Genomic DNA, 19,357 nt, shown 5'->3' on the forward strand with positions numbered 1-19,357 from the left:
TTTTTCCAAGAATGGCCTCTGGCGAGTTGGCTGGATGGGCTTCGGGCCACGATCCTGCCTCGGCTAGATCCGTGTAAATCCGCGCAATCCGCGTAAATCCGTGGCAAAAAAGCCCTTCCCGCCAGGTCACGGCACCGCGACTGGCGCACTGCCGAAGTTGCCTTCGGCATCCGCGGCCAGGTAGGCGAACACCGCGTAGGCCGCCGCGTTCTGTGCCAGCGCCGCGGGGTCGATCTTGTCCAGGGTGTCGTCGGGCGTGTGGTGCAGGTCGAAGTAGTCGGTGCCGTCCTGGCCCAGCCAGGCCCAGGTGGCGCCCTTGGCCGCGATCGCGATCACGTCCGGCCCCGGGCCGCCTTCGCCGGGCATGTGTTCGATGCCCAGCGGCGCCAGTGCCTCGGCGATGCGCGCTTCGGCCGCCTTGGCGTGTGCCGGCGCGCTGGTGCTGAAACCGTAGATGCGGCCGGCGCCGAAGTCGCTCTCGGCCACCAGCTGGTGGCGGGCGGCATCGGCGCCATGCGCCGCGGCGTAGGCGTTGCCGCCGTGCAGGCCCTGCTCCTCGTTGGCGAAGGCGACCACGCGGATGCTGCGTGCGGGGCGCCGCTCCAGCGCGGCGATGTGCACGGCCGCGGACAGGGTGATGCCGATGCCCGCGGCATCGTCGATCGCGCCGGTGCCCAGGTCCCAGGAATCGAGGTGCGCGCCGATCAGCACCACTTCGTCCGGAAGGCGGGCGCCGGTCATCTCGCCGATCACGTTCTGCGAGGTGTATTCGCCGTCCCAGCCACAGTCCAGCGCCAGGCGCAGGCGCACGGGGCCGCGCGCGAGCAGGCGCGCGAGCTGGTCGGCGTCGGGCACGGCCAGCGCCGCCGAAGGCACCGGCGCCAGGCCCTCGTCGAAGCGGGTGATGCCGGTGTGGGGGTTGCGGTGCGAGTCGGTGCCCGCCGAACGCATCACGAAGCCGATGGCGCCTGCGCGGATCGCCGCCGAAGGGCCGCGGCTGCGCACGCGCGAGCCGGGTCCGTAGCCGCTGCCGTCGCGGGCGCGCTCCATGCGGTAATCGACGAAGGCGATCTTCCCGGCCAGCGAGCCCACGGGCGCGGCCTCCAGCGCGGCAAGATCGGCGAAGCGCACGACCTCGGCCTCGACCGTGCCGCCGGGGCTGCCGCCGAGCGCGGTCAGGGCCAGCGGTTGCGCGTTCGCGCCCAGCACTTCGGCGGACTCGCTGCGGCGGATCCATTTCGGAAAGGTCACCGGCTCCGTCCACACCCGGTCGAAGCCGAGCTCGGCGAACTTCGCCTTCGCCCACTCGACCGCGCGCGCATCGGCCTCGCTGCCGGCCAGGCGCGGGCCGATCTCGGTGGTCAGCGATTCGGTGATGTCCCAAGCCAGACTGCTGGCCAGCGCGGTCTCGCGCAGCCGGGCGGCGACGGCCAGCGAGGCGTCGCTCATGCGGGTTTCGGCGGTGGCCGGTGCGGCGGCTGCGGCCGCGTCGGTGGCAGAGGCTGCGGGGACGGTGACGGCGGCGATCGCCGCGGCGAGCAACATCGGGACCAGGCGCATGGTGCTCCGGCGCGGAAAAGGACGGGGCCGCAGCTTAGCAAGCCGCGGCCCAGTGCCCATGTGCGACAAGTCCCGACCGGCGGGACGGCGCCTCAGCGCTTCAGCGAGTCGCGGATCTCGCGCAGCAGCAGCACGTCCTCCGGCGGCGCTTCCGGCGCTGCGGGTTCTTCCTGCTTGCGGCTCATGCGGTTGATCGCCTTGACCACCATGAAGATCGCGAAGGCCACAATGATGAACTGGATCAGTGCGTTGATGAACTCGCCGTAGCCGATCACCACCGCGGGCACGGCTTCGCCGGCGGCATCGACGCTGGCTTCCTTGAGGGTGATGGCCAGGTTGGAGAAGTCGACCCCGCCGATGAGCAGGCCGATCGGCGGCATGATCACGTTGTCGACCAGCACGGACACGATCTTGCCGAAGGCGGCACCGATGACCACGCCGACGGCGAGGTCGATGACGTTGCCGCGCATTGCGAATTCCTTGAACTCACTCATCATGCCCATCGCGATCTCCCTGGTTGTGGATGGTGTGGCGGCTGTCAGCCTACACGCGCCGGGATGATCCGGCAGCGCAGGGTGATGGCCTCGTCGAGGGTGGCCTCGCAGACGTCGCCCGGGGACAGGGCGGCGACGCCCGCCGGGGTGCCCATGAATACGAGGTCGCCTGCGCGCAGGGCGTAGAGCTTCGACAGTTCGTGGAGGATGTCGGGCACGTCCCAGATCAGGTCCGACAGCGGCGCGGCCTGGCGCTCGACGCCGTTCACCGCCAGCGACAGCCGGCGCGGGGACAGCTCGCCGATCTCGCCGGCCGGCACCAGTTCGCTCAGCGGCGCGGACTCGTCGAAGCCCTTGCCGGTGTCCCAGGGCAGGCCGGCCTGCTTGGCGGCAGCCTGCAGGTCGCGGCGGGTCAGGTCGAGGCCCACGCCGTAGCCGAAAACGAGGGCCTGGGCATCGGCGCGGTCGAGCACGCCGTCGGGCGCGTCGCGGCCCAGCGCGACCACCAGCTCCACCTCATGGTGCAGGTCGGCGGTGGCCGGCGGGTAGTGGACTTCGCCGCCGGTGGCCACGGCGTCGGCGGGCTTCATGAAGAACACCGGGCGGCCGCGCTCGGCCTTCGAGGCCGGGGCCTGCGCGCCCATTTCGCGGGCGTGGTCGGCGAAGTTGCGGCCCACGCAGTAGATGCGGCGCACGGGGAAGCAGCCACCGCCGCGGACCGGCACGCGGACCGGCGCCGGCGCGGGGATCACGTCGGTCATGGAAGGCTCCAGGAGGGGGTGAGCGTCAGGCTCAGTGGGGCAGGGAGTGCGCCGGCTTGTCGACCACGCGGTACTCGGCATCGACCACCCGGCCTGCGTGCGGCGCGGGGCGACGGCGCAGCAGGCGGCGCACCAGGCCGATCGCCAGCATCGCCGTGCCGATCACCACGCCGAACACCAGCAGCACCGCCAGCAGGGCCAGGCCGAGCAGGCCCACGGCCAGGCGCAGCAGCGGATGCCGGGGCTTGCGCGGCGCGAACACGGCGCCGAGCTGGCTGGCATCGAAACGGGCATGGAAGCTGCGGAAGGTGCGGTTGATCATGGGGTGGTGCCAGAATGTGAAATCTTGGTGATGAAGCGAGTATCGGGCCGATGGCGCCGGAAGATGTAAGTGAAGCGTTAACCCAGGCCGCTGGCGCGCCGCTGCTGGCGCTCGACGCGCTTGCGCCGGGCGCCTTCGCCGAGGTCGAGGGCCTGGTCGAGGGCGAAGCCGAATCACTGGTCCTCCATCGCGACGCCGCCGGTGATGTCCGCGCCTGGCTCAACGTCTGCCCGCACGCCGGCCGCCGCCTGGACTGGGCGCCGGGGCAGTTCCTGGTGTCGAAGGAAGGGCTGCTGGTGTGCGCGGTGCACGGCGCCAGCTTCGAGACCGTGGGGGGCGTGTGCGAGGCCGGTCCCTGCCGCGGCGAAGCCCTGCGCGCGGTCCCGGTCGAGGTCCGCGACGGCGCGGTCTGGCTGGCCGGCTGACGGCTGCGGCCGTCAGAAGATCAGGTTCACCATTCCCACCACCACCAGCAGGTAGGCGATCGACAGCGCCGAGCCCACGCGCCAGAGGTCGCGCGCGGAGTAGTCGGCCGGGCCGGTGATCATCGACACCACCGGGTTGGACGCCGTGACCATGTTGTTGGACGCGGCCAGCGCCACGATCAGCGCGAAGGCGGTCGGGTCGCCGCCGGCGGCCAGGGCCAGGTTGATCGCCAGCGGCACCATCACGATGGTCGCGCCGACGTGGCTGATCACCAGCGAGAACACCGAGGTCAGCGCGGCCATGGCGAACTGCAGCAGCCACACCGGCACCCCGTCGGGCAGTTCCTCGACGGTGTGGCCGGCGATCCAGGCCGCCGCGCCGCTGGTGTCCATGGCCCAGCCCAGCGGGATCAGGCAGGCCATCAGGAACACCGTCTTCCAGCTGATCGCCGAATAGGCCTCGTCCATCTTCAGCACGCCGCAGACCAGCATGCCGGCCACGCCGGTCATCAGCGCGATCGAGGTCGGCAGGTCCGAGCCCAGCGCCACCAGGATGGTGACCGCGAAGATCGCCATCGCCACCTTGAACTTGTGCGGCCGCTGCTCGCCCTTGGGGTAGTCGGTGACCACCACGAAGTCACGCTTGGCCGCGGTCTGCGCCAGATCCTGCCAGATGCTGTGCAGCACCAGCATGTCGCCGGCGCGCAGCGGCATGTTGCGGACGTCGTCGCGCAGCACTTCCTTGTCACGGTTCACCGCCAGCAGGCTGATGCCGTAGTTCTTGCGCAGCGACAGCTCGGCCGCGCTCTTGCCGATGAACTTCGAGGTCGGCGGCACCACGGCCTCGGAAATGCCGGCGCGGCTGGGGTTGAACAGGTCACCGAACTCGCGCAGCCGCGCCGTCATGCGCAGCATGTTGTTCTGGGCGAAGTCGGCGACCTGCTGCCGTGGGCCCATCGCGCCGATCACGCTGCCGACCCAGATGCGGGCGTCGCCCGGCGGTGCCAGCCGCGAATCGTTGCCGGTCTTGAGCGCCAGCAGCAGCGGCGCGCCGTGCACGTTCTCGGCCTCGCCCAGCGCCATGCCCACCAGCGGGCTGTCGGCGCTGACAGTGAGCTCGAAGACGTCGCCTTCGATGCCGTAGGCGCGGGCGAAGTAGCTCTGGGTGCGCGCCGGGGTCACGCTGCCGTCGCTCTCGCCGCCGCCGCCCAGCAGCCGGTCGCCGAAGAAGTGGAAGTAGGCCAGCGCGATCACCAGCAGCGTCAGGCCGATCGGCAGCGGCGCGAACATCGGCAGCGGCTCGAGCGTGGCCACGCCCGAGGGCAGGTTGGCGTTGGCCGCCACCAGCAGGTCGTTGAGCAGGATCAGCGGCGAGTTGCCGACCATGGTCAGCGAGCCGCCCATGATGATCGCGGCGCAGATCGGCAGCAGGAAGCGCGACAGGCGCAGGCCGGTACGCGAGGCCAGGCGCGAAGCCACCGGCAGGTACAGCGCCATCACCGAGGGGTTCTGCATGAAGGAGGAGTTGAGGCCGGCCACCGCCGAGGTGTAGAGCAGCAGCCGCTTTTCCATGCCCTTGGACCGGCGCAGCAGCCAGGCCGCCAGGCGGTTGAGCGCGCCGGTGCGGTCCAGGCCCATGCCCAGGATCATGGTCGCGATGATGCTGATCACCGCGTTCGACGAGAAGCCGTTGAAGATGTCCTCGGGCGCGACCAGGCCGGTCAGGCCCAGCACCACCAGCACCACCAGGGCGACGAGGTCGGCGCGCACGCGCTCGAACAGGAACAGCACCATCACCAGCGCGACCAGCCCGAGCACGAGCGTCATGTCGGTGGTGAGTGCAAGCGTGTCCATGTCCTGCGCCTAGTCCCCCGTCCTGTCGTAGAGCAGGTCCCAGACCCCGTGCCCGAGCCGTTGGCCGCGGCTCTCGAAGTGGGTCTGTGGACGCCAGTCCGGCCGCGGCACCTGGCCGCGCGGACCGGCGCGGTTGGCGATTCCGGGCGTGGCGTCGAGCACGTCCCACATCTGCTCGGCATAGTCCTGCCAATCGGTGGCGAGGTGCAAGCGGCCATCGGGCGCGAGCTTGCGCACCAGCAGCGCGGCGAACTCCGGGTTCACCAGCCGGCGCTTGTTGTGGCGCTTCTTGTGCCAGGGATCGGGGAAGTAGATGCGCACTTCGTCGAGGCTGGCATCGGCGACTTCGTTCTCCAGCACTTCCACCGCGTCGTGGTGGTAGAGACGGACGTGGTCGCTGCCATCTTCGGCGAGTGCGTTGAGCAGGCGGCCGACGCCGGGGGCATGGACCTCGATGCCGATGTGGTCGCGGCCCGGGTCACGCGCGGCCGAGTAGCGCAGCGCTTCGCCGTTGCCGAAGCCGATCTCGAGGATCCGCGGCGCGCTGCGCCCGAAGGCGGCGTCGAAGTCGCGCGGCGTGCCCGCGTAGTCCAGGCCGAAGCGCGGCCACAGCGCGTCGAAGGCGCGCTGCTGGGCCGGCGTGAAGCGGCCCTGGCGCAGCACGAAGCTGCGCACGCGGCGGTGCCCGTCCTCGACGGTGAAGGGCTTGGGCGGTGCCTTCGATCCCGGACTGGAGAACGGGTCGGTCATCAGCCGACCAGGCCGTCCACCGGGGAGGAGGCGCTGGCGTAGCGCTTGCGCGGGATGCGCCCGGCGCGGAAGGCGGCGCGGCCGGCCTCGACGGCGAGCTTCATCGCATGCGCCATCAGCACCGGCTCGCGGGCGCCGGCGATGGCGGTGTTCATCAGCACGCCGTCGCAGCCGAGCTCCATTGCGATCGCGGCGTCCGAGGCGGTGCCCACGCCGGCGTCGACGATGATCGGCACCTTCGCGTTGTCGACGATCTCGAGCAGGTTCCAGCGGTTCTGGATGCCCAGGCCCGAGCCGATCGGCGCGGCCAGCGGCATCACCGCCACGCAGCCGATCTCCTCCAGGCGTTTGGCCAGGATCGGATCGTCGGAGGTGTAGACCATCACCTGGAAGCCGTCGGCGACCAGGGTCTCGGCGGCGGCCAGGGTCTGCACCACGTCCGGGAACAGGGTGCGCTGGTCGCCCAGCACTTCCAGCTTCACCAGCGAGTGGCCATCGAGCAGCTCGCGCGCGAGGCGGCAGGTGCGCACGGCCTCGTCGGCGGTGTAGCAGCCGGCGGTGTTGGGCAGGATGGTGTAGCGGTCGGGCGGCAGCACGTCGAGCAGGTTCGGCTCGCCCGGGTCCTGGCCGATGTTGGTTCGGCGGATGGCCACGGTGACGATCTCGGCGGCCGCGGCCTCGGTGGCCAGGCGGGTCTCTTCGAGGTCCTTGAACTTGCCGGTGCCGGTGAGCAGGCGGGAACGGTAGCGCTTGCCGGCGATGACGAGGGCGTCGTCGCCGAAGGTGTCTTGGCTGGTCATTGCGCCATTATTGCGCAACTTCGCGCTTCAGCCGCCCCCGAGCGCGTGCACGATCTCGATCCGGTCGCCGTCCTTCAGCGCGTGTTCGGCGTGCAGGCTGCGCGGCACGATGGCGCCGTTGACCTCGACCGCGACCTTGCGCCCGGCCAGGTCCTTCGCTTCGAGCAGGGCGAGGACGGTGCAGGGGCCGGGAAGGGCCTGCGGCTCGCCGTTGAGGATGATGTCCATGCCGGCATTGTCGCCCGGGGGCAGGGCGATTGCATGCCTGCGCGACCGTACGCGGCCATGCCGCACTGCACCTTGAGCGCATCCGCGACCGTATGGAACGATGCGCGGCCACGGTCCGGCACCCGCGCCGAGACACGACGTCCCCCCAGGAGCCCCCTGATGTCCAAGCGCAATGCCGTCCACACCGCACTTGCCGCCGCGCTCGCGCTGGCCGTGCTGCCCGCCGCCGCCCACGACCAGCCGTTCTCGCAGACGGTGTTCTTCGGCGACAGCCTGACGGACGCCGGCTATTTCCGGCCCCTGCTCCCGCCCGAGGTGCAGGCGGTCACCGGCCAGTTCACCACCAACCCCGGCCTGGTGTGGTCGCAGTGGCTGGCGGAGTACTACGGCACCCAGGCCCGTCCCAACGGCAACGGCCAGACCGGCGACAACCACGCCGCCGGCGGCGCCCGGGTGGGCGTGGACGTCAACGGCGCGTTGGGCTTCACCCCGTCGCTGGCGACCCAGGCGGCCGGCTACCTCGCCGCCAACGGCGGCCGCGCCGATCCGGATGCCCTGTATACGGTCTGGGGCGGCGCCAACGACCTGTTCGCAGTGACCTCGGACCCCGCCAACGCCCAGGCCATCATCGGCGGCGCGGTGACCGCGCAGGTGGGGATCATCGGCAGCCTGCAGGCCGCGGGCGCGCGCTACGTGCTGGTGCCCAACATCCCCGACCTCGGCGTGACGCCGGGCTTCCTGGCCCAGGGGCCGGGGGCCGCGGCGCAGGGCACGGCCCTGGCAACGACCTACAACGAGGCCCTGTTCGGCGCCCTGGCCGCCAACGGCCTGAGCGTGATCCCGGTCGACACCTTCAGCTTCCTGCAGGAAGTGGTGGCCAACCCGGCGCTGTTCGGCATTTCCAACGTCACCGGCACCGCCTGCATGCCGCAGATCACCGCGCAGTCGCTGACCTGCAATCCGACCAGCCTGGTCAGTCCGGACGCACCGCAGACCCACCTGTTCGCCGACGGCGTGCACCCGGCCAGCGGCGCCCACGTCGCGCTGGCCGACCTGGCCATCGCCGCGATCGAGGCGCCGCGGCAGATGGCGGTGCTGCCGCACTCGGCCGCAGGCACCGGCCGCGACCGCGCCGCGCGCGTGGGTGCGCAGGCGAATGCGCGCGGCGACGCCACCGGTTCGCGCTGGTGGGCGGACTTGCGCGGCGACTTCCAGCGCTATGACCACGGCAAGCACTACGACGGCGCCGGCCCGGCGCTGACCGTCGGCATGGACTGGGGCAGCGACGGCCTGTCCTGGGGCGGCTTCCTCGGCTACGGTGCGCAGGGCAACGACTGGGGCGCCCGCCGCGGCAACTGGGACCAGTCCGAGCTCTCCATCGGCGGCTATGCCGGATGGAACGGCGAGTCGGGTGCCTGGGTCAACGGCCAGCTCAGCTACAGCCGCATCGACTTCGACATCGAGCGCCAGGTGCCGCTGGGCCCTGCGTTGCGCACGCACACCGCCTCGACCGACGGCAGCAACCTGACCGTGGCGGTGCAGGGCGGCTGGGACTTCGGCGACGGCGCCCTGCGCCACGGCCCGGTGCTGGGCGTGGTCGCGCAGCGGATCGAGGTCGACGGCTTCGCCGAAAGCGATCCGACCCTCTCGACCTCGCTCGCCTATCCCGACCAGGAGTTCGATTCGCTGGTCGGCAGCGCCGGCTGGCAGCTGGCCTACACCATCCACGACCACCTGGTGCCCTACGCGCGGATCACCATCGACCGCGAGTTGGAGGACGAGGCCACGCAGGCCTTCGGGCGTTCGCAGTCGATCGCCGGCTCGCTGCCGTACGCGGTGCCGGGCGTGGAATACGACCAGTCCTGGACGACCCTGACCTTCGGTGCGCGCACGAAGCTGTTTGGCCTGGACGCCAACATCGGCGCCAGCGTCAACAATGGCCAGAAGGGCGGCAAGCACTCGATGGTCTTCGCCAGCGTCGGCGCCGGCTTCTGAGCCACGGGGCGCCGCGCGGATCGTCCGCGCGGCGTTGCCAAGCGTGGCGGCCGCGCCCTAGACTGGCCGCCCCGTGCGGGCGTAGCTCAATGGTAGAGCTGTAGCTTCCCAAGCTACTGACGAGGGTTCGATTCCCTTCGCCCGCTCCATCTTCGCGGTCCGTGGCCCCGCCACCGGCACCGCCCCCGGTCGACGGCCAAGCGCGCGGTAATGCGATTCATTACCATGCGCGTTCCCTTTGTCGAGAATCCCGCAATGAAGAGCCTGTCCTTCCTGTTCGCCGGCCTGGTGCTGGCCTTTGGCCTGTCCGATTTCGCGCTTGCCGACGAGCGTCCCGACCACTTCGAAGGTGAGAAGGCCGCGAACCTGGAAGACGCCCTGGCACACCTGTCGACGTACAACGCGCGGCTCGAATCGATCCTGGCCAAGGACGAGCTGGGCCCCGAGGACACCGCCGAGATCCACGAGCTGACCTACACGCTCGAGAACGCGCTGGCGAAGATCAAGTCGGAAGTCGAAGGCCTGGAGGAAACCCTGGAAGCGGTGCACGTCGCCTCCGAGCGCTACGAGGTCGAGACCGTGCGCAGCCAGGGCCGCAAGTACCTGGACCACTCGGCGAAGCTCGCGAAGTAACCGGCGTTCCCGCGCGCATGAAACTCGCGATCCTTTCGCGCAACGGCAAGCTGTACTCCACGCGCCGCCTGGTCGAGGCGGCGCGCCAGCGCGGGCACAGCGTCCGCGTGCTCGATCCGCTGCGCTGCTACATGCGCATCGGCAAGGACGGTTTCGCGCTGCGCTACAAGGGCCAGTCCCTGGCCGGCTACGGCGCGGTGATCCCGCGCATCGGCGCGTCGATCAACCGCTACGGCACCGCCGTGCTCCACCAGTTCGAACTGATGGGCTGCCACACGCCCAACCCCGCGGCGGCGATCAAGGACGCGCGCGACAAGCTGCGCTGCCACCAGCTGCTGGCGGCGCAGGGCATCGACATGCCGCTGACCGTGTTCGGCGACAACCCCGACGACACCGACGACCTGCTGGCGATGCTCGGCGAGCCGCCGCACGTCATCAAGCTCACCGAGGGCAGCCAGGGCCGCGGGGTGATGCTGACCGAGAAGCCCTCGGCCTCGCGCGGCGTGGTCGATGCGCTGCGCGGGCTGTACGCGACCTTCCTGCTGCAGGAGTACATCGCCGAGGCCGGCGGCGCCGACATCCGCTGCCTGGTGGTCGGCGACGAGGTGGTGGCGGCGATGCGGCGGCAGGCGCCGGAGGGCGACTTCCGCGCCAACCTGCACCGCGGCGGGGTGGCCGAAGCCTTCGCCCTGGACCCGGCCGCCGCCGAACTGGCGGTGCGGGCGGCGAAGGTGCTGGGCCTGGGCGTGGCGGGGGTGGACCTGATCCTCTCGGCGCGCGGGCCGCTGGTGCTGGAGGTCAATGCCTCGCCGGGCCTGGAGGGCATCGAGTGTTCCACCGGTGTCGATGTCGCCGGGCGGATCATCGAGTTCGTTGCGGCGGGGGCCACGGGCACCGGGATGGCGTCGCGCAAGCGTGTGAGAAAACCCCGCGGAACGAAATTTTAACGGGGCGTTTAACAGGCCCTTAATCGCATCGCGGGTAGCTTGAACCGACCGAAATCCCTCGTGCGTCATCGAGGTCTCTCCTGTCGTCAGTCGTGGATTACGGTCATCGGGGCAATACGTTTCGGCCCGGGCAAGCCACTTGCCCGGGCCGCTTTCTGTCCGCCCGGGCGTCATCGCGGGAGCCCGCGGTGGCTTGTGCAAGAATCGGGCGATCCGGGAACGCCCGCCGTCTGGAACGGTCCAATCCCGACCCCTGAACAGGACCCTCGCATGCGCATCCTCGTGATCGAAGACAACCAGGACATCGCCGCCAACATCGGTGACTACCTGGAGGACCGCGGCCATACGGTCGACTTCGCCGCCGACGGCGTGACCGGCCTGCACCTGGCGGTGGTCCACGACTTCGACGCCGTCGTACTCGACCTGAACCTGCCGGGCATGGACGGGCTGGAGGTCTGCCGCAAGCTGCGCAACGAGGCGCGCAAGCAGACCCCGGTGCTGATGCTGACCGCGCGAGACAGCCTGGACAGCAAGCTTGCCGGCTTCGACTCCGGCGCCGACGACTACCTGATCAAGCCCTTCGCGCTGCAGGAGGTCGAGGTCCGGCTCAACGCGCTCTCGCGCCGCGGCAAGGGCGTGCAGACCCGCGTGCTGGAAGTCGCCGACCTGGAATACAACCTCGACACCCTCGAGGTGCGCCGCGCCGGCAAGCTGGTGCAGCTCAACCCCACCGCGCTGAAGATCCTGCAGGCGCTGATGGAGGCTTCGCCGGCGGTGGTCACCCGCCAGGAACTGGAAACCCGCGTCTGGGGCGAGGAACTGCCCGATTCGGACAGCCTGCGCGTGCACATCCACGGCCTGCGCGCGGTGATCGACAAGCCGTTCCCGACCCAGCTGGTGCAGACGCGCCATGGCATCGGCTACCGGATCGCCGCGCCCGATGCCTCAGCCTGAGGCGGGTGCAGACGCGCCCGCGATCCTCGGGCGCCGCCGCTACCGGCGCAGGCTGCGCAGCCGCATCATCCTGTCCTTCGCCCTGCTGGGGCTGGGGCTGACGGCCATGTTCGCGATCGCGGCGGCCTATGTCGGCGCCGTGGTCGAGGACGAGGCGGTCGGCCGGGTGCTCAAGCACAACGTCGACGAATACGCCGAACGCTTCTACGAGGATCGCTCCGCGCAGTGGGCGCCGCTGGGCAGCGTGCGCGCGCACGTCTACGGTCCGGGCGGGCGCCAGAACGTGCCCCCGGACTGGGCGGAGCTCGATACCGGCCTCTACAACATCACCGGCGAGGAGGACGGCGAGTCCTTCGTCTACCGGCTGGTGGTGAAGAAGGACGCGGACTACTGGTTCTTCCTCGCCCAGGACATGACCAACACCGCCGAGGTGCGCGCGCGCATCAAGCTGATCCTGATCGCCGCGGTGGTGCTGTTCACGGTGCTCGCCGGCATCATCGGCTGGTGGTCGGCCTCGCGGGTGATGCGGCCGGTGTCGGAGCTGGCGAACCTGCTGGGTGCCTCCGATGAAAGCGCGCGCCCCGCGGCGCTGGCACCGCATTTCCCCGATGACGAAGTGGGTGAGCTTGCGACCGCGCTCGACGACTACGCCGCGCGCCTGACCGAGGTGGTGCAGCGCGACCGCGAATTCAACGCCGACGTCAGCCACGAGCTGCGCACGCCGCTGGCGGTGATCAAGGGCGCGGTCGAACTGCTGCTGTCCCGGCCGGACCTCGACGACAAGACGCTGGTTCGCCTGCAGCGGATCCAGCGCGCCGAGGCGCAGTGCACCGACCTGATCAGCGCCCTGCTGCTGCTCTCGCGCGCCGAGCGTGGACACGGCCGTGCCGACGTCTATCGCGTCGCCGAGCAGCTGCTGGAGGCGCACCGCTCGCAGCTGGGTGGCAAGCCGCTCGAACTCCGCCTCGAAGGCGAGCCGGGAACCCTGGTGGTGGACGCGCCGGAATCCGCGGTCTCGGTCGCGCTGGGCAACCTGATCGGCAACGCGGTGAAGTACACCACCGAGGGTGCGGTGATCGTGCGCCTGGCCGGGAATGCGGTGGACGTCGTGGATTCCGGCCCGGGCCTCAGCGCCGAGGATGCCGCCCACCTGTTCGAGCGCGGCTACCGCGGCAGCCATGCCGAGCACACCCACGGCGGCGGCATCGGCCTGTCGATCGTGCGCCGCCTGTGCAGCCTCTACGACTGGCAGGTGCGCGTGGTGCCGGGCGAGGAGCGCGGCGTGGTGGCCACGCTGCGCTTCGACATCACGGACCCGGCAGCCGGCTGAAGCCTGCCGCGCCGGGCTCGCGGCCCCCGACTCAGTCGGCCAGCGGCTCCAGCCAGCCGTAGGTGTCGGGCGTGCTGCCGTCGAACAGGCCGAAGAACAGCGCCTGCAGCCGGCGGGTCACCGGGCCTGCCTTGCCGGCGCCGACCTGGCGGCCGTCGACCGAGCGGATTGGCGTGATCTCGGCGGCGGTGCCGCACATGAACAGCTCGTCGCACAGGTACAGGTACTCGCGCGGCAGGTCGCGCTCGACCACCTGGATGCCGGCGTCGCGCGCGAGGCGGATGATCGAGTCGCGGGTGATGCCGTTGAGCAGCGCCGCGCTCACCGGTGTGGTGTGCAGGGCGCCGTCGAAGACCAGGAACAGGTTCTCGCCGGCGCCCTCGCTGAGCAGGCCCGTGGAGGCCAGCGCGATGCCCTCGCCGAAGCCCAGGCGCCGCGCCTCGCGCGCCACCAGCTGGCCGGACAGGTAGTTGCCGCCGGCCTTGGCGCCGGCCGGGATGGTGTTGGGCGCGAAGCGCTGCCAGCTCGACACGCAGGCGTCGATGCCGTTCTCCAGCGCGTCGGGGCCGAGGTAGGGGCCCATGTGCCAGGTCGCCACCGCGACGTCGATCGGGGTGTCGGCGCTGAGGCCGAAGCCACCCAGGCCACGCCAGGCGACCGGGCGCAGGTAGGCCTGCTCCAGGCCGTTGCGACGCACCACTTCATGGCAGGCGGCGTTGAGCTGATCGAGCGTGTAGGGGATTTCGATGTCGTGGATGCGCGCCGAGGCGTACAGGCGGCGGTTGTGGTCCTGGAGGCGGAAGATCGCGCTGCCGGTCGGCGTCTTGTAGGCGCGGATGCCCTCGAACACCGAGGAGCCGTAGTGCAGGCCGTGCGACATGACGTGGGTGGTGGCTTCCGCCCAGGGCTTGATGCCGCCGTTGTGCCAGATCCATTCGGGGTACTGCATCGCGCTGCTCCTTGGTGTTGACCCGCTATTGTGCCGCACCGGGCTCAGAGCGATATCCACCAGCAGTCCATGTGCCGGCGCAGGCCGAAGGTGGTGGTCGAGGGCGTGACGCCGTCGCTCAACACCTGGTCGATGCGCAGCGCGACCGGACGCCGCGGCGCGGCTGCCGCGGCCGGCATCGCGGCACCGCCATCGGGCGTGGCCAGCGGGGTGGGCGGCGGTCGCACGCTGATACCGTCGGGACTGGTCGTGACGACGGGCTGCGCCTCGACGACCACGGGCCGGGCCGGGCGCAGCGCGGTGATGTTGACCAGCGGGCGCTGGCTGATCGCGTCCAGCCGCTGGATCACGGAATAGCCGGCGCTGTGGCCCATGCCGACCCAGTGGTAGCTGCGGGCCAGCCGGTTGCCGTCGCGGGCGTCGATCGCCGAAGTCACTTCGAAGACCAGGTCCTGCAGGCGCCGCGAGCAGCCGCCCCGGTAGCGCAGCGCGGCCGCGCCAATGCCGCCGCCAGTCTGCGGCCGGTTCTCGACCGCGCCCAGGGACGTGCAGGCGCGGTCGGTGTACACGGTGCCGCCGTCGGGCGTCGTGCAGCGGCGGACTTGGGCGTGGACGGGCGCGGGCATGGCCGCGGCGATCGCCACGGCCGACAGCAGCGCGCCGGCCACGGCAGGATGTCGCGGGTACGGCATCGGCCAAGGGTACAGGGGCCGGCCACCGCGCAGAAGCGGCGGCAGGCTCAGCCCAGGCGTTCGAGTACCGAAGTCGTGGGCCGCGACAGGTTGAGCGTGTAGAAGTGCAGTGCGGGAGCACCGCCCTCGATCAGGCGCCGGCACAGCTCGGCTACGAAGTCGGCGCCCAATGCGCGGATGCTGTCGACGTCGTCGCCATGGGCGGCCATGCGCTTGCGCAGCCAGCGCGGGATCTCGGCGCCGCAGCCTTCGGAGAAGCGCCGCAGCTGCGAGAAGTTCGAGATCGGCATGATGCCCGGCACGATCGGCACCTCGACCCCGGCCGCGCGCGCGTCTTCGACGAAGCGGAAGTAGGCGTCGGCGTTGTAGAAGTACTGGGTGATCGCGCCGTCGGCGCCGGCATCGACCTTGGCCTTGAAGTGGCGCAGGTCGATGATCGCGTCCTCGGCCTGGGGATGGACCTCGGGGTAGCAGGCGACCTCGATGTGGAAGTGGTCGCCGTGCTCGGCGCGGATGAAGGCGACCAGGTCGGTGGCATGGCGGAAGTCGCCCGGATGGCCCATGCCCGAGGGCAGGTCGCCACGCAGGGCGACGATGCGGTGGCAGCCGGCGTCGCGGTAGTCCTGCAGCAGGGCTGCGATCTCGGCGCGGGTGCCGCCGACGCAGGACAGGTGCGGCGCCGCGTCGAAGCGGTGCTCCCGCGACAGCGCCCGGATCGTCTCCCCGGTGTAGCTCAGCGTGGAGCCACCGGCGCCGAAGGTGCAGGACACGTACTCGGGGCGGTAGCGTTTGAGCCGCTTCGCGGTGCGGGCGAGCTGCGCGCGCTGGTCGTCGTTCTTGGGTGGGTAGAACTCGAAGCTGATGGGTGTCATGGGTCCGGCGCCGGTCGGGGTGGGGCGATCATATCGCTTTATCGCGATAGATGTGAACGAATGACGGCGGCCTCCGCGGCCATGCCTGTTTCCGGCGCGGGATGCGGGTGTTGGCCGGCCGGTGGATACGCGTGCCGGAAAGACGAAGGGCGCCCGCAGGGGGCGCCCTTCATTGCTGCCGACGCCGGTTCCGCGGCATCGCGTGTCGCAGACCGGCCGCGCCTGGAGCGGCGCCCGGGGCTCAGTAGCGGTAGTGCTCCGGCTTGAACGGACCTTCCACCGGCACGCCGAGGTAGTCGGCCTGTTCCTTCGTGAGCTTCGTCAGCTTCACGCCGATCTTCTCCAGGTGCAGGCGGGCGACTTCCTCGTCGAGCAGCTTGGGCAGGATGTAGACCTTGTTGGCGTACTCGTCCTTCTTCGCCCACAGGTCGATCTGCGCGAGCGTCTGGTTGGCGAAGGAGTTCGACATCACGAAGCTCGGGTGGCCGGTGGCGCAGCCCAGGTTGACCAGGCGGCCTTCGGCGAGCAGGAACATGGCGTTGCCGTTCGGAAGGATGAACTTGTCCACCTGCGGCTTGATGTTGACGATTTCCACGCCGGCCAGCGCCTTGAGCGCATCGACCTGGATCTCGTTGTCGAAGTGGCCGATGTTGCAGACGATGGCCTGGTCCTTCATCGCGGTCATGTGCTCGACGCGGATGATGTCCTTGTTACCGGTGGTGGTGACGTAGATGTCGGCCTCGCCGAGGGTGTCCTCGACGGTGGCGACCTCGTAGCCTTCCATCGCCGCCTGCAGGGCGCAGATCGGGTCGATCTCGGTGACGATCACGCGGGCGCCGTAGGCGCGCAGCGAGGCCGCGCAGCCCTTGCCGACGTCGCCGTAGCCGCAGACCACGGCCACCTTGCCGGCCAGCATCACGTCCAGCGCGCGCTTGAGGCCGTCGGCCAGCGACTCGCGGCAGCCGTAGAGGTTGTCGAACTTCGACTTGGTGACCGAGTCGTTGACGTTGATCGCCGGCACCAGCAGCTTGCCGTCCTGGGCCAGCTGGTAGAGGCGGTGCACGCCGGTGGTGGTTTCCTCGGAAACGCCCTTCCAGTCGCGGACGACGGTGGTCCAGAACCCGGCGCGTTCCTTCGCGACGCGCTTGAGCAGGTTCTTGATGACCTGCTCCTCGTGGCTGCCCGAAGGCGAGTTCACCCAGGACTCGTCGCCCTGCTCCAGCTCGTAGCCCTTGTGGATCAGCAGCGTCACGTCGCCGCCGTCGTCGACCACCAGCTGCGGGCCGAGGAAGCCGCCCTGGCCGTCGGGGAAGCTCAGCGCATCCAGTGTGCAGTCCCAGTACTCCTCCAGAGTCTCGCCCTTCCAGGCGAACACCGGGGTGCCGCTGGCGGCAATGGCCGCGGCGGCGTGATCCTGGGTCGAGAAGATGTTGCACGACGCCCAGCGCACGTCGGCGCCGATGTCCTTGAGGGTTTCGATCAGGACCGCGGTCTGGATCGTCATGTGCAGCGAGCCTGTCACGCGCACGCCCTTGAGCGGCGCATTGGTGGCGTGCTTGCGGCGGATGGACATCAGGCCGGGCATCTCGTGCTCGGCGATGTCGATCTCCTTGCGGCCCCAGTCGGCCAGGGAGATGTCGGCGATCTTGTAGTCGCCTTCGGTGGAGAAGGTCTTGACCTGTGCGTTCATTCGGAAGCTCCGGTTTCTGCTCCCTGTCCCGCTCGCGGGAGAGGGTGGGTGAGGTGAACCGGGCGCCGTTGCAGGAATCATCGCCGAGCCTGGTGGACGGGGCTTCATCGGAAGCCGGCCCATCGCAGCGCCCCTCGGCGGAAGCCGCGGATTATATACGCCCCCGGCTGACCAGCGCAGGAGCGGGGCGGCTTCGCGGGCCGCGACCTAGGGTTGGACCGGGTGTGGCATGCGGCCGGCGCCCCCTAGGCTTGCGGTATCCCCCAGAAGCCCCCGGAAGCCCCGCATGACCGTCAACGCCGTCGGATACCACCCGCCCGTCCAGCCGCCGCCGCCGGCGGATCCGCCGAAGCAGTACGAAGTCGTGCACGGCGACACCATCGCCAGCATCGCCAAGGCCAACGGCACCACGCCACAGGCGCTGATCGGGGCCAATCCGCAGCTGGCCAACCCGGACAACCTCTATCCGGGCGATGCGCTCAACCTGCCGGCGGTCGCCAAGGACGCCGATTCCGGCGGTGGCTCGGTCAAGGTCAACGGTGAAGAGACAACCAGGACCGGCACCGACGACAACGGCACCAGCTCCAAGAGCGAGACCAGCGTCGGCGTGTCCGACGACGGGGTCACGGTGGGCGGCAAGCAGACCGACAAGACCACGACCACCGATGCCGACGGCAACAAGACCACCAGCGGCACCACCGCCGGCGGCAGCATCGGCGTGGATCCCGACAAGGGCACGGTCTCGCTTTCGGCCAACGGCGGCTTCACCGAAAGCGTCAAGAATTCGAAAGGCGTCGGCCTGAGCTTCGGCATCGATTACGGCACCACCGTGGTCGCCGGCAAGAAGACCGAGGACGGCATCACCACCTACTCCGTCTCCAGCGACGTTTCGGTGTCGCTGAGCGGCGGCCTGGACGTCAAGCAGGCTGGCGTGGAAGTCGGGCATACCCGCGGGATCAAGGCCTCCTACGAGGTATCGATGCCGGAGCAGGCGGCCAGGAACATCGATCTGGCCACCGTCAACCCGTTCGATCCCTCGTCGATGCCGACCGGCACCGTCGTCAAGATCGACGGCTCCGACTACACCAGCAACGAGTTCAAGGCCACCTTCAGGAACATCGCCGCCGAGACCAAGGTGACCAGCGAGGAGGGCACCAGCCTCCTGGTCGAGAAGACCGGGGCCGAGACCGTCCGGGTGACCGCCGGCCCGACCGAGGCCATCCAGGCCTACAACGGCGTCGGCCTGGACTTCGAACAGGTCAAGGTGATGCTGGGCAACGACACCAGCCTGAGCGGCGCGACGCTCAAGACCGCGGAGTTCGACCTGTCCACGCCCGAGGGCCTGGCGGGGTACAACGACTTCGTGGCCAACGGCAACATGCCCGCCGACAACGGGCCGGGCATCTCGGAGGTGAAGACCATCGAGAAGCTCGACTATTCGTCGCAGAGCAAGATCGAGGCGAAGCTGGGCCCGCTGGAGCTGGGCCTCGACGGCGCGAAGAACACCGGCGACTCGGTGGTCACCACCTACCCGGACGGCACCGCGGAGCGCACCTTCAACGTGCAGTACAGCGGCAACGTGCCGATGACGCTCACGCAGAAATACGATGCCGACGGCAACGAGATGATGGACGAGCGGCAGTATGCGTTCACCCTCAAGGTCGACGAGAACACTTCGCAGCTGATCAACGCCGCGCAGACCGGCGACGTGGACAAGGCGAAGGACGGCCCGGTGAAGCCCGGCGAGACCGTGACCATCACCTATACCCACGAGGAGATGGCCGAACTGCAGGGCCATGCCGAGGACGCGCTGGAAGGCCTGGGCGGCATGGACCATGGGCTGCGCATCCTCACCCAGGATTACGACGGGAACCCGGTGGAGACCTTCGACTTCGCGCTCGGCCTGGCCCGCAACCTGGGCGGCTCGGATTACGGCAGCGCGGAACGCCTGTTCAAGATTTCCGGTGCCGCCGATGGTGACTATGGCGACAACAACTACGTGAAGCTGCCGGGCACGGTGACCGTGCAGGACAGCTGAGCCACGCGGGAGCCTGGCGTGGCGACCATGACCGTCGCCACGGTACGCAGCGCGCCGCGGCGG

Annotated in this window: 19 protein-coding genes, 1 tRNA gene and 1 riboswitch; of the genes, 8 read left to right on the top strand and 12 right to left on the bottom strand. The window is 70.0% G+C overall.

The window, feature by feature from the left end; genetic code table 11:
• Positions 1-126: 126 nt before the first annotated feature.
• The 4 genes from E2170_RS02215 to E2170_RS02230 form a co-directional block, all read right to left on the bottom strand.
• Entirely contained in the window at positions 127-1,560 is a 1,434-nt protein-coding gene (locus E2170_RS02215) for a M28 family peptidase (RefSeq protein WP_132999012.1), read from the bottom strand.
• Between the two features lie 92 nt (positions 1,561-1,652).
• Positions 1,653-2,063: a large-conductance mechanosensitive channel protein MscL gene (mscL, locus tag E2170_RS02220; RefSeq protein ID WP_132999013.1), complete on the bottom strand. Its 411-nt coding sequence runs from the start codon at positions 2,061-2,063 to the stop codon at positions 1,653-1,655.
• Between the two features lie 35 nt (positions 2,064-2,098).
• Complete coding sequence (locus E2170_RS02225; RefSeq protein WP_132999014.1) at positions 2,099-2,815, bottom strand: fumarylacetoacetate hydrolase family protein; 717 nt, start codon at positions 2,813-2,815, stop codon at positions 2,099-2,101.
• A gap of 31 nt (positions 2,816-2,846) precedes the next feature.
• Positions 2,847-3,137 carry a hypothetical protein gene (locus E2170_RS02230; protein WP_132999015.1) on the bottom strand — a complete coding sequence of 97 codons (291 nt, stop codon included), beginning with the start codon at positions 3,135-3,137 and terminating at the stop codon, positions 2,847-2,849.
• Positions 3,138-3,187: 50 nt separating this feature from the next.
• Here E2170_RS02230 and E2170_RS02235 point away from each other — a divergent pair, with 50 nt between their 5' ends.
• Positions 3,188-3,562, top strand: a complete 375-nt coding sequence (locus tag E2170_RS02235) for a Rieske (2Fe-2S) protein (protein ID WP_132999016.1) — start codon at positions 3,188-3,190, stop codon at positions 3,560-3,562.
• A 12-nt stretch (positions 3,563-3,574) separates the two neighbouring features.
• Here the strand turns inward: E2170_RS02235 and E2170_RS02240 are convergent, their stop codons facing one another.
• From E2170_RS02240 to thiS, 4 genes are read right to left on the bottom strand one after another with little or no spacing between them, the layout of a single operon-like run.
• On the bottom strand, positions 3,575-5,416 hold the full coding sequence (locus E2170_RS02240) for an SLC13 family permease (protein ID WP_132999017.1): 1,842 nt from the start codon (positions 5,414-5,416) through the stop codon (positions 3,575-3,577).
• A 9-nt stretch (positions 5,417-5,425) separates the two neighbouring features.
• The gene (gene trmB, locus E2170_RS02245; protein WP_132999018.1) at positions 5,426-6,166 is read right to left on the bottom strand and encodes a tRNA (guanosine(46)-N7)-methyltransferase TrmB; all 741 of its coding nucleotides are present in this window, start codon (positions 6,164-6,166) and stop codon (positions 5,426-5,428) included.
• Complete coding sequence (locus tag E2170_RS02250; protein WP_132999019.1) at positions 6,166-6,966, bottom strand: thiazole synthase; 801 nt, start codon at positions 6,964-6,966, stop codon at positions 6,166-6,168. The genes trmB and E2170_RS02250 overlap by 1 nt, the downstream gene beginning before the upstream one ends.
• Positions 6,967-6,993: 27 nt before the next feature.
• Positions 6,994-7,194, bottom strand: a complete 201-nt coding sequence (gene thiS / locus E2170_RS02255) for a sulfur carrier protein ThiS (protein WP_132999020.1) — start codon at positions 7,192-7,194, stop codon at positions 6,994-6,996.
• A gap of 159 nt (positions 7,195-7,353) precedes the next feature.
• On the opposite strand from thiS, the gene E2170_RS02260 reads away from it, so the two are divergent.
• The 6 genes from E2170_RS02260 (at position 7,354) to E2170_RS02285 (ending at position 13,053) form a co-directional block, all read left to right on the top strand.
• Positions 7,354-9,189 carry an autotransporter domain-containing protein gene (locus E2170_RS02260; RefSeq protein ID WP_132999021.1) on the top strand — a complete coding sequence of 612 codons (1,836 nt, stop codon included), beginning with the start codon at positions 7,354-7,356 and terminating at the stop codon, positions 9,187-9,189.
• 75 nt (positions 9,190-9,264) lie between these two features.
• Positions 9,265-9,338: transfer RNA gene (locus E2170_RS02265), tRNA-Gly, on the top strand.
• Positions 9,339-9,444: 106 nt separating this feature from the next.
• Positions 9,445-9,822, top strand: a complete 378-nt coding sequence (locus tag E2170_RS02270; protein WP_132999022.1) for a DUF6746 family protein — start codon at positions 9,445-9,447, stop codon at positions 9,820-9,822.
• Positions 9,823-9,839: 17 nt separating this feature from the next.
• The gene (gene rimK, locus E2170_RS02275) at positions 9,840-10,769 is read left to right on the top strand and encodes a 30S ribosomal protein S6--L-glutamate ligase (protein WP_132999023.1); all 930 of its coding nucleotides are present in this window, start codon (positions 9,840-9,842) and stop codon (positions 10,767-10,769) included.
• 270 nt (positions 10,770-11,039) lie between these two features.
• Positions 11,040-11,723 carry a response regulator transcription factor gene (locus E2170_RS02280; protein WP_132999024.1) on the top strand — a complete coding sequence of 228 codons (684 nt, stop codon included), beginning with the start codon at positions 11,040-11,042 and terminating at the stop codon, positions 11,721-11,723.
• Complete coding sequence (locus tag E2170_RS02285; protein WP_243708027.1) at positions 11,710-13,053, top strand: sensor histidine kinase; 1,344 nt, start codon at positions 11,710-11,712, stop codon at positions 13,051-13,053. Before E2170_RS02280 ends, E2170_RS02285 begins: the two co-directional genes overlap by 14 nt.
• 31 nt (positions 13,054-13,084) lie before the next feature.
• Here E2170_RS02285 and E2170_RS02290 read toward each other — a convergent pair whose 3' ends face one another.
• From E2170_RS02290 to ahcY, 4 genes are all read right to left on the bottom strand, one after another.
• Positions 13,085-14,002, bottom strand: coding sequence for a branched-chain amino acid transaminase (locus tag E2170_RS02290; protein WP_132999026.1), 918 nt, complete (start codon positions 14,000-14,002; stop codon positions 13,085-13,087).
• A 44-nt stretch (positions 14,003-14,046) separates the two neighbouring features.
• A complete protein-coding gene (locus tag E2170_RS02295) occupies positions 14,047-14,694 on the bottom strand; it encodes a DUF4124 domain-containing protein (RefSeq protein ID WP_132999027.1) in 648 nt (215 codons plus the stop codon).
• Positions 14,695-14,741: 47 nt separating this feature from the next.
• Positions 14,742-15,566 (bottom strand): methylenetetrahydrofolate reductase [NAD(P)H], encoded by an 825-nt coding sequence (gene metF, locus E2170_RS02300; RefSeq protein WP_132999028.1) that lies wholly within the window; start codon positions 15,564-15,566, stop codon positions 14,742-14,744.
• 241 nt (positions 15,567-15,807) lie between these two features.
• On the bottom strand, positions 15,808-17,256 hold the full coding sequence (gene ahcY / locus E2170_RS02305; RefSeq protein ID WP_132999029.1) for an adenosylhomocysteinase: 1,449 nt from the start codon (positions 17,254-17,256) through the stop codon (positions 15,808-15,810).
• A gap of 53 nt (positions 17,257-17,309) precedes the next feature.
• Positions 17,310-17,398: riboswitch (S-adenosyl-L-homocysteine riboswitch) on the bottom strand.
• 144 nt (positions 17,399-17,542) lie between these two features.
• On the opposite strand from ahcY, the gene E2170_RS02310 reads away from it, so the two are divergent.
• Positions 17,543-19,294, top strand: coding sequence for a LysM peptidoglycan-binding domain-containing protein (locus E2170_RS02310; protein ID WP_165942130.1), 1,752 nt, complete (start codon positions 17,543-17,545; stop codon positions 19,292-19,294).
• The last annotated feature ends 63 nt before the right edge of the window (positions 19,295-19,357 follow it).

The sequence above is a fragment of the Luteimonas arsenica genome (genome assembly GCF_004352825.1).
Taxonomy (GTDB): domain Bacteria; phylum Pseudomonadota; class Gammaproteobacteria; order Xanthomonadales; family Xanthomonadaceae; genus Luteimonas; species Luteimonas arsenica.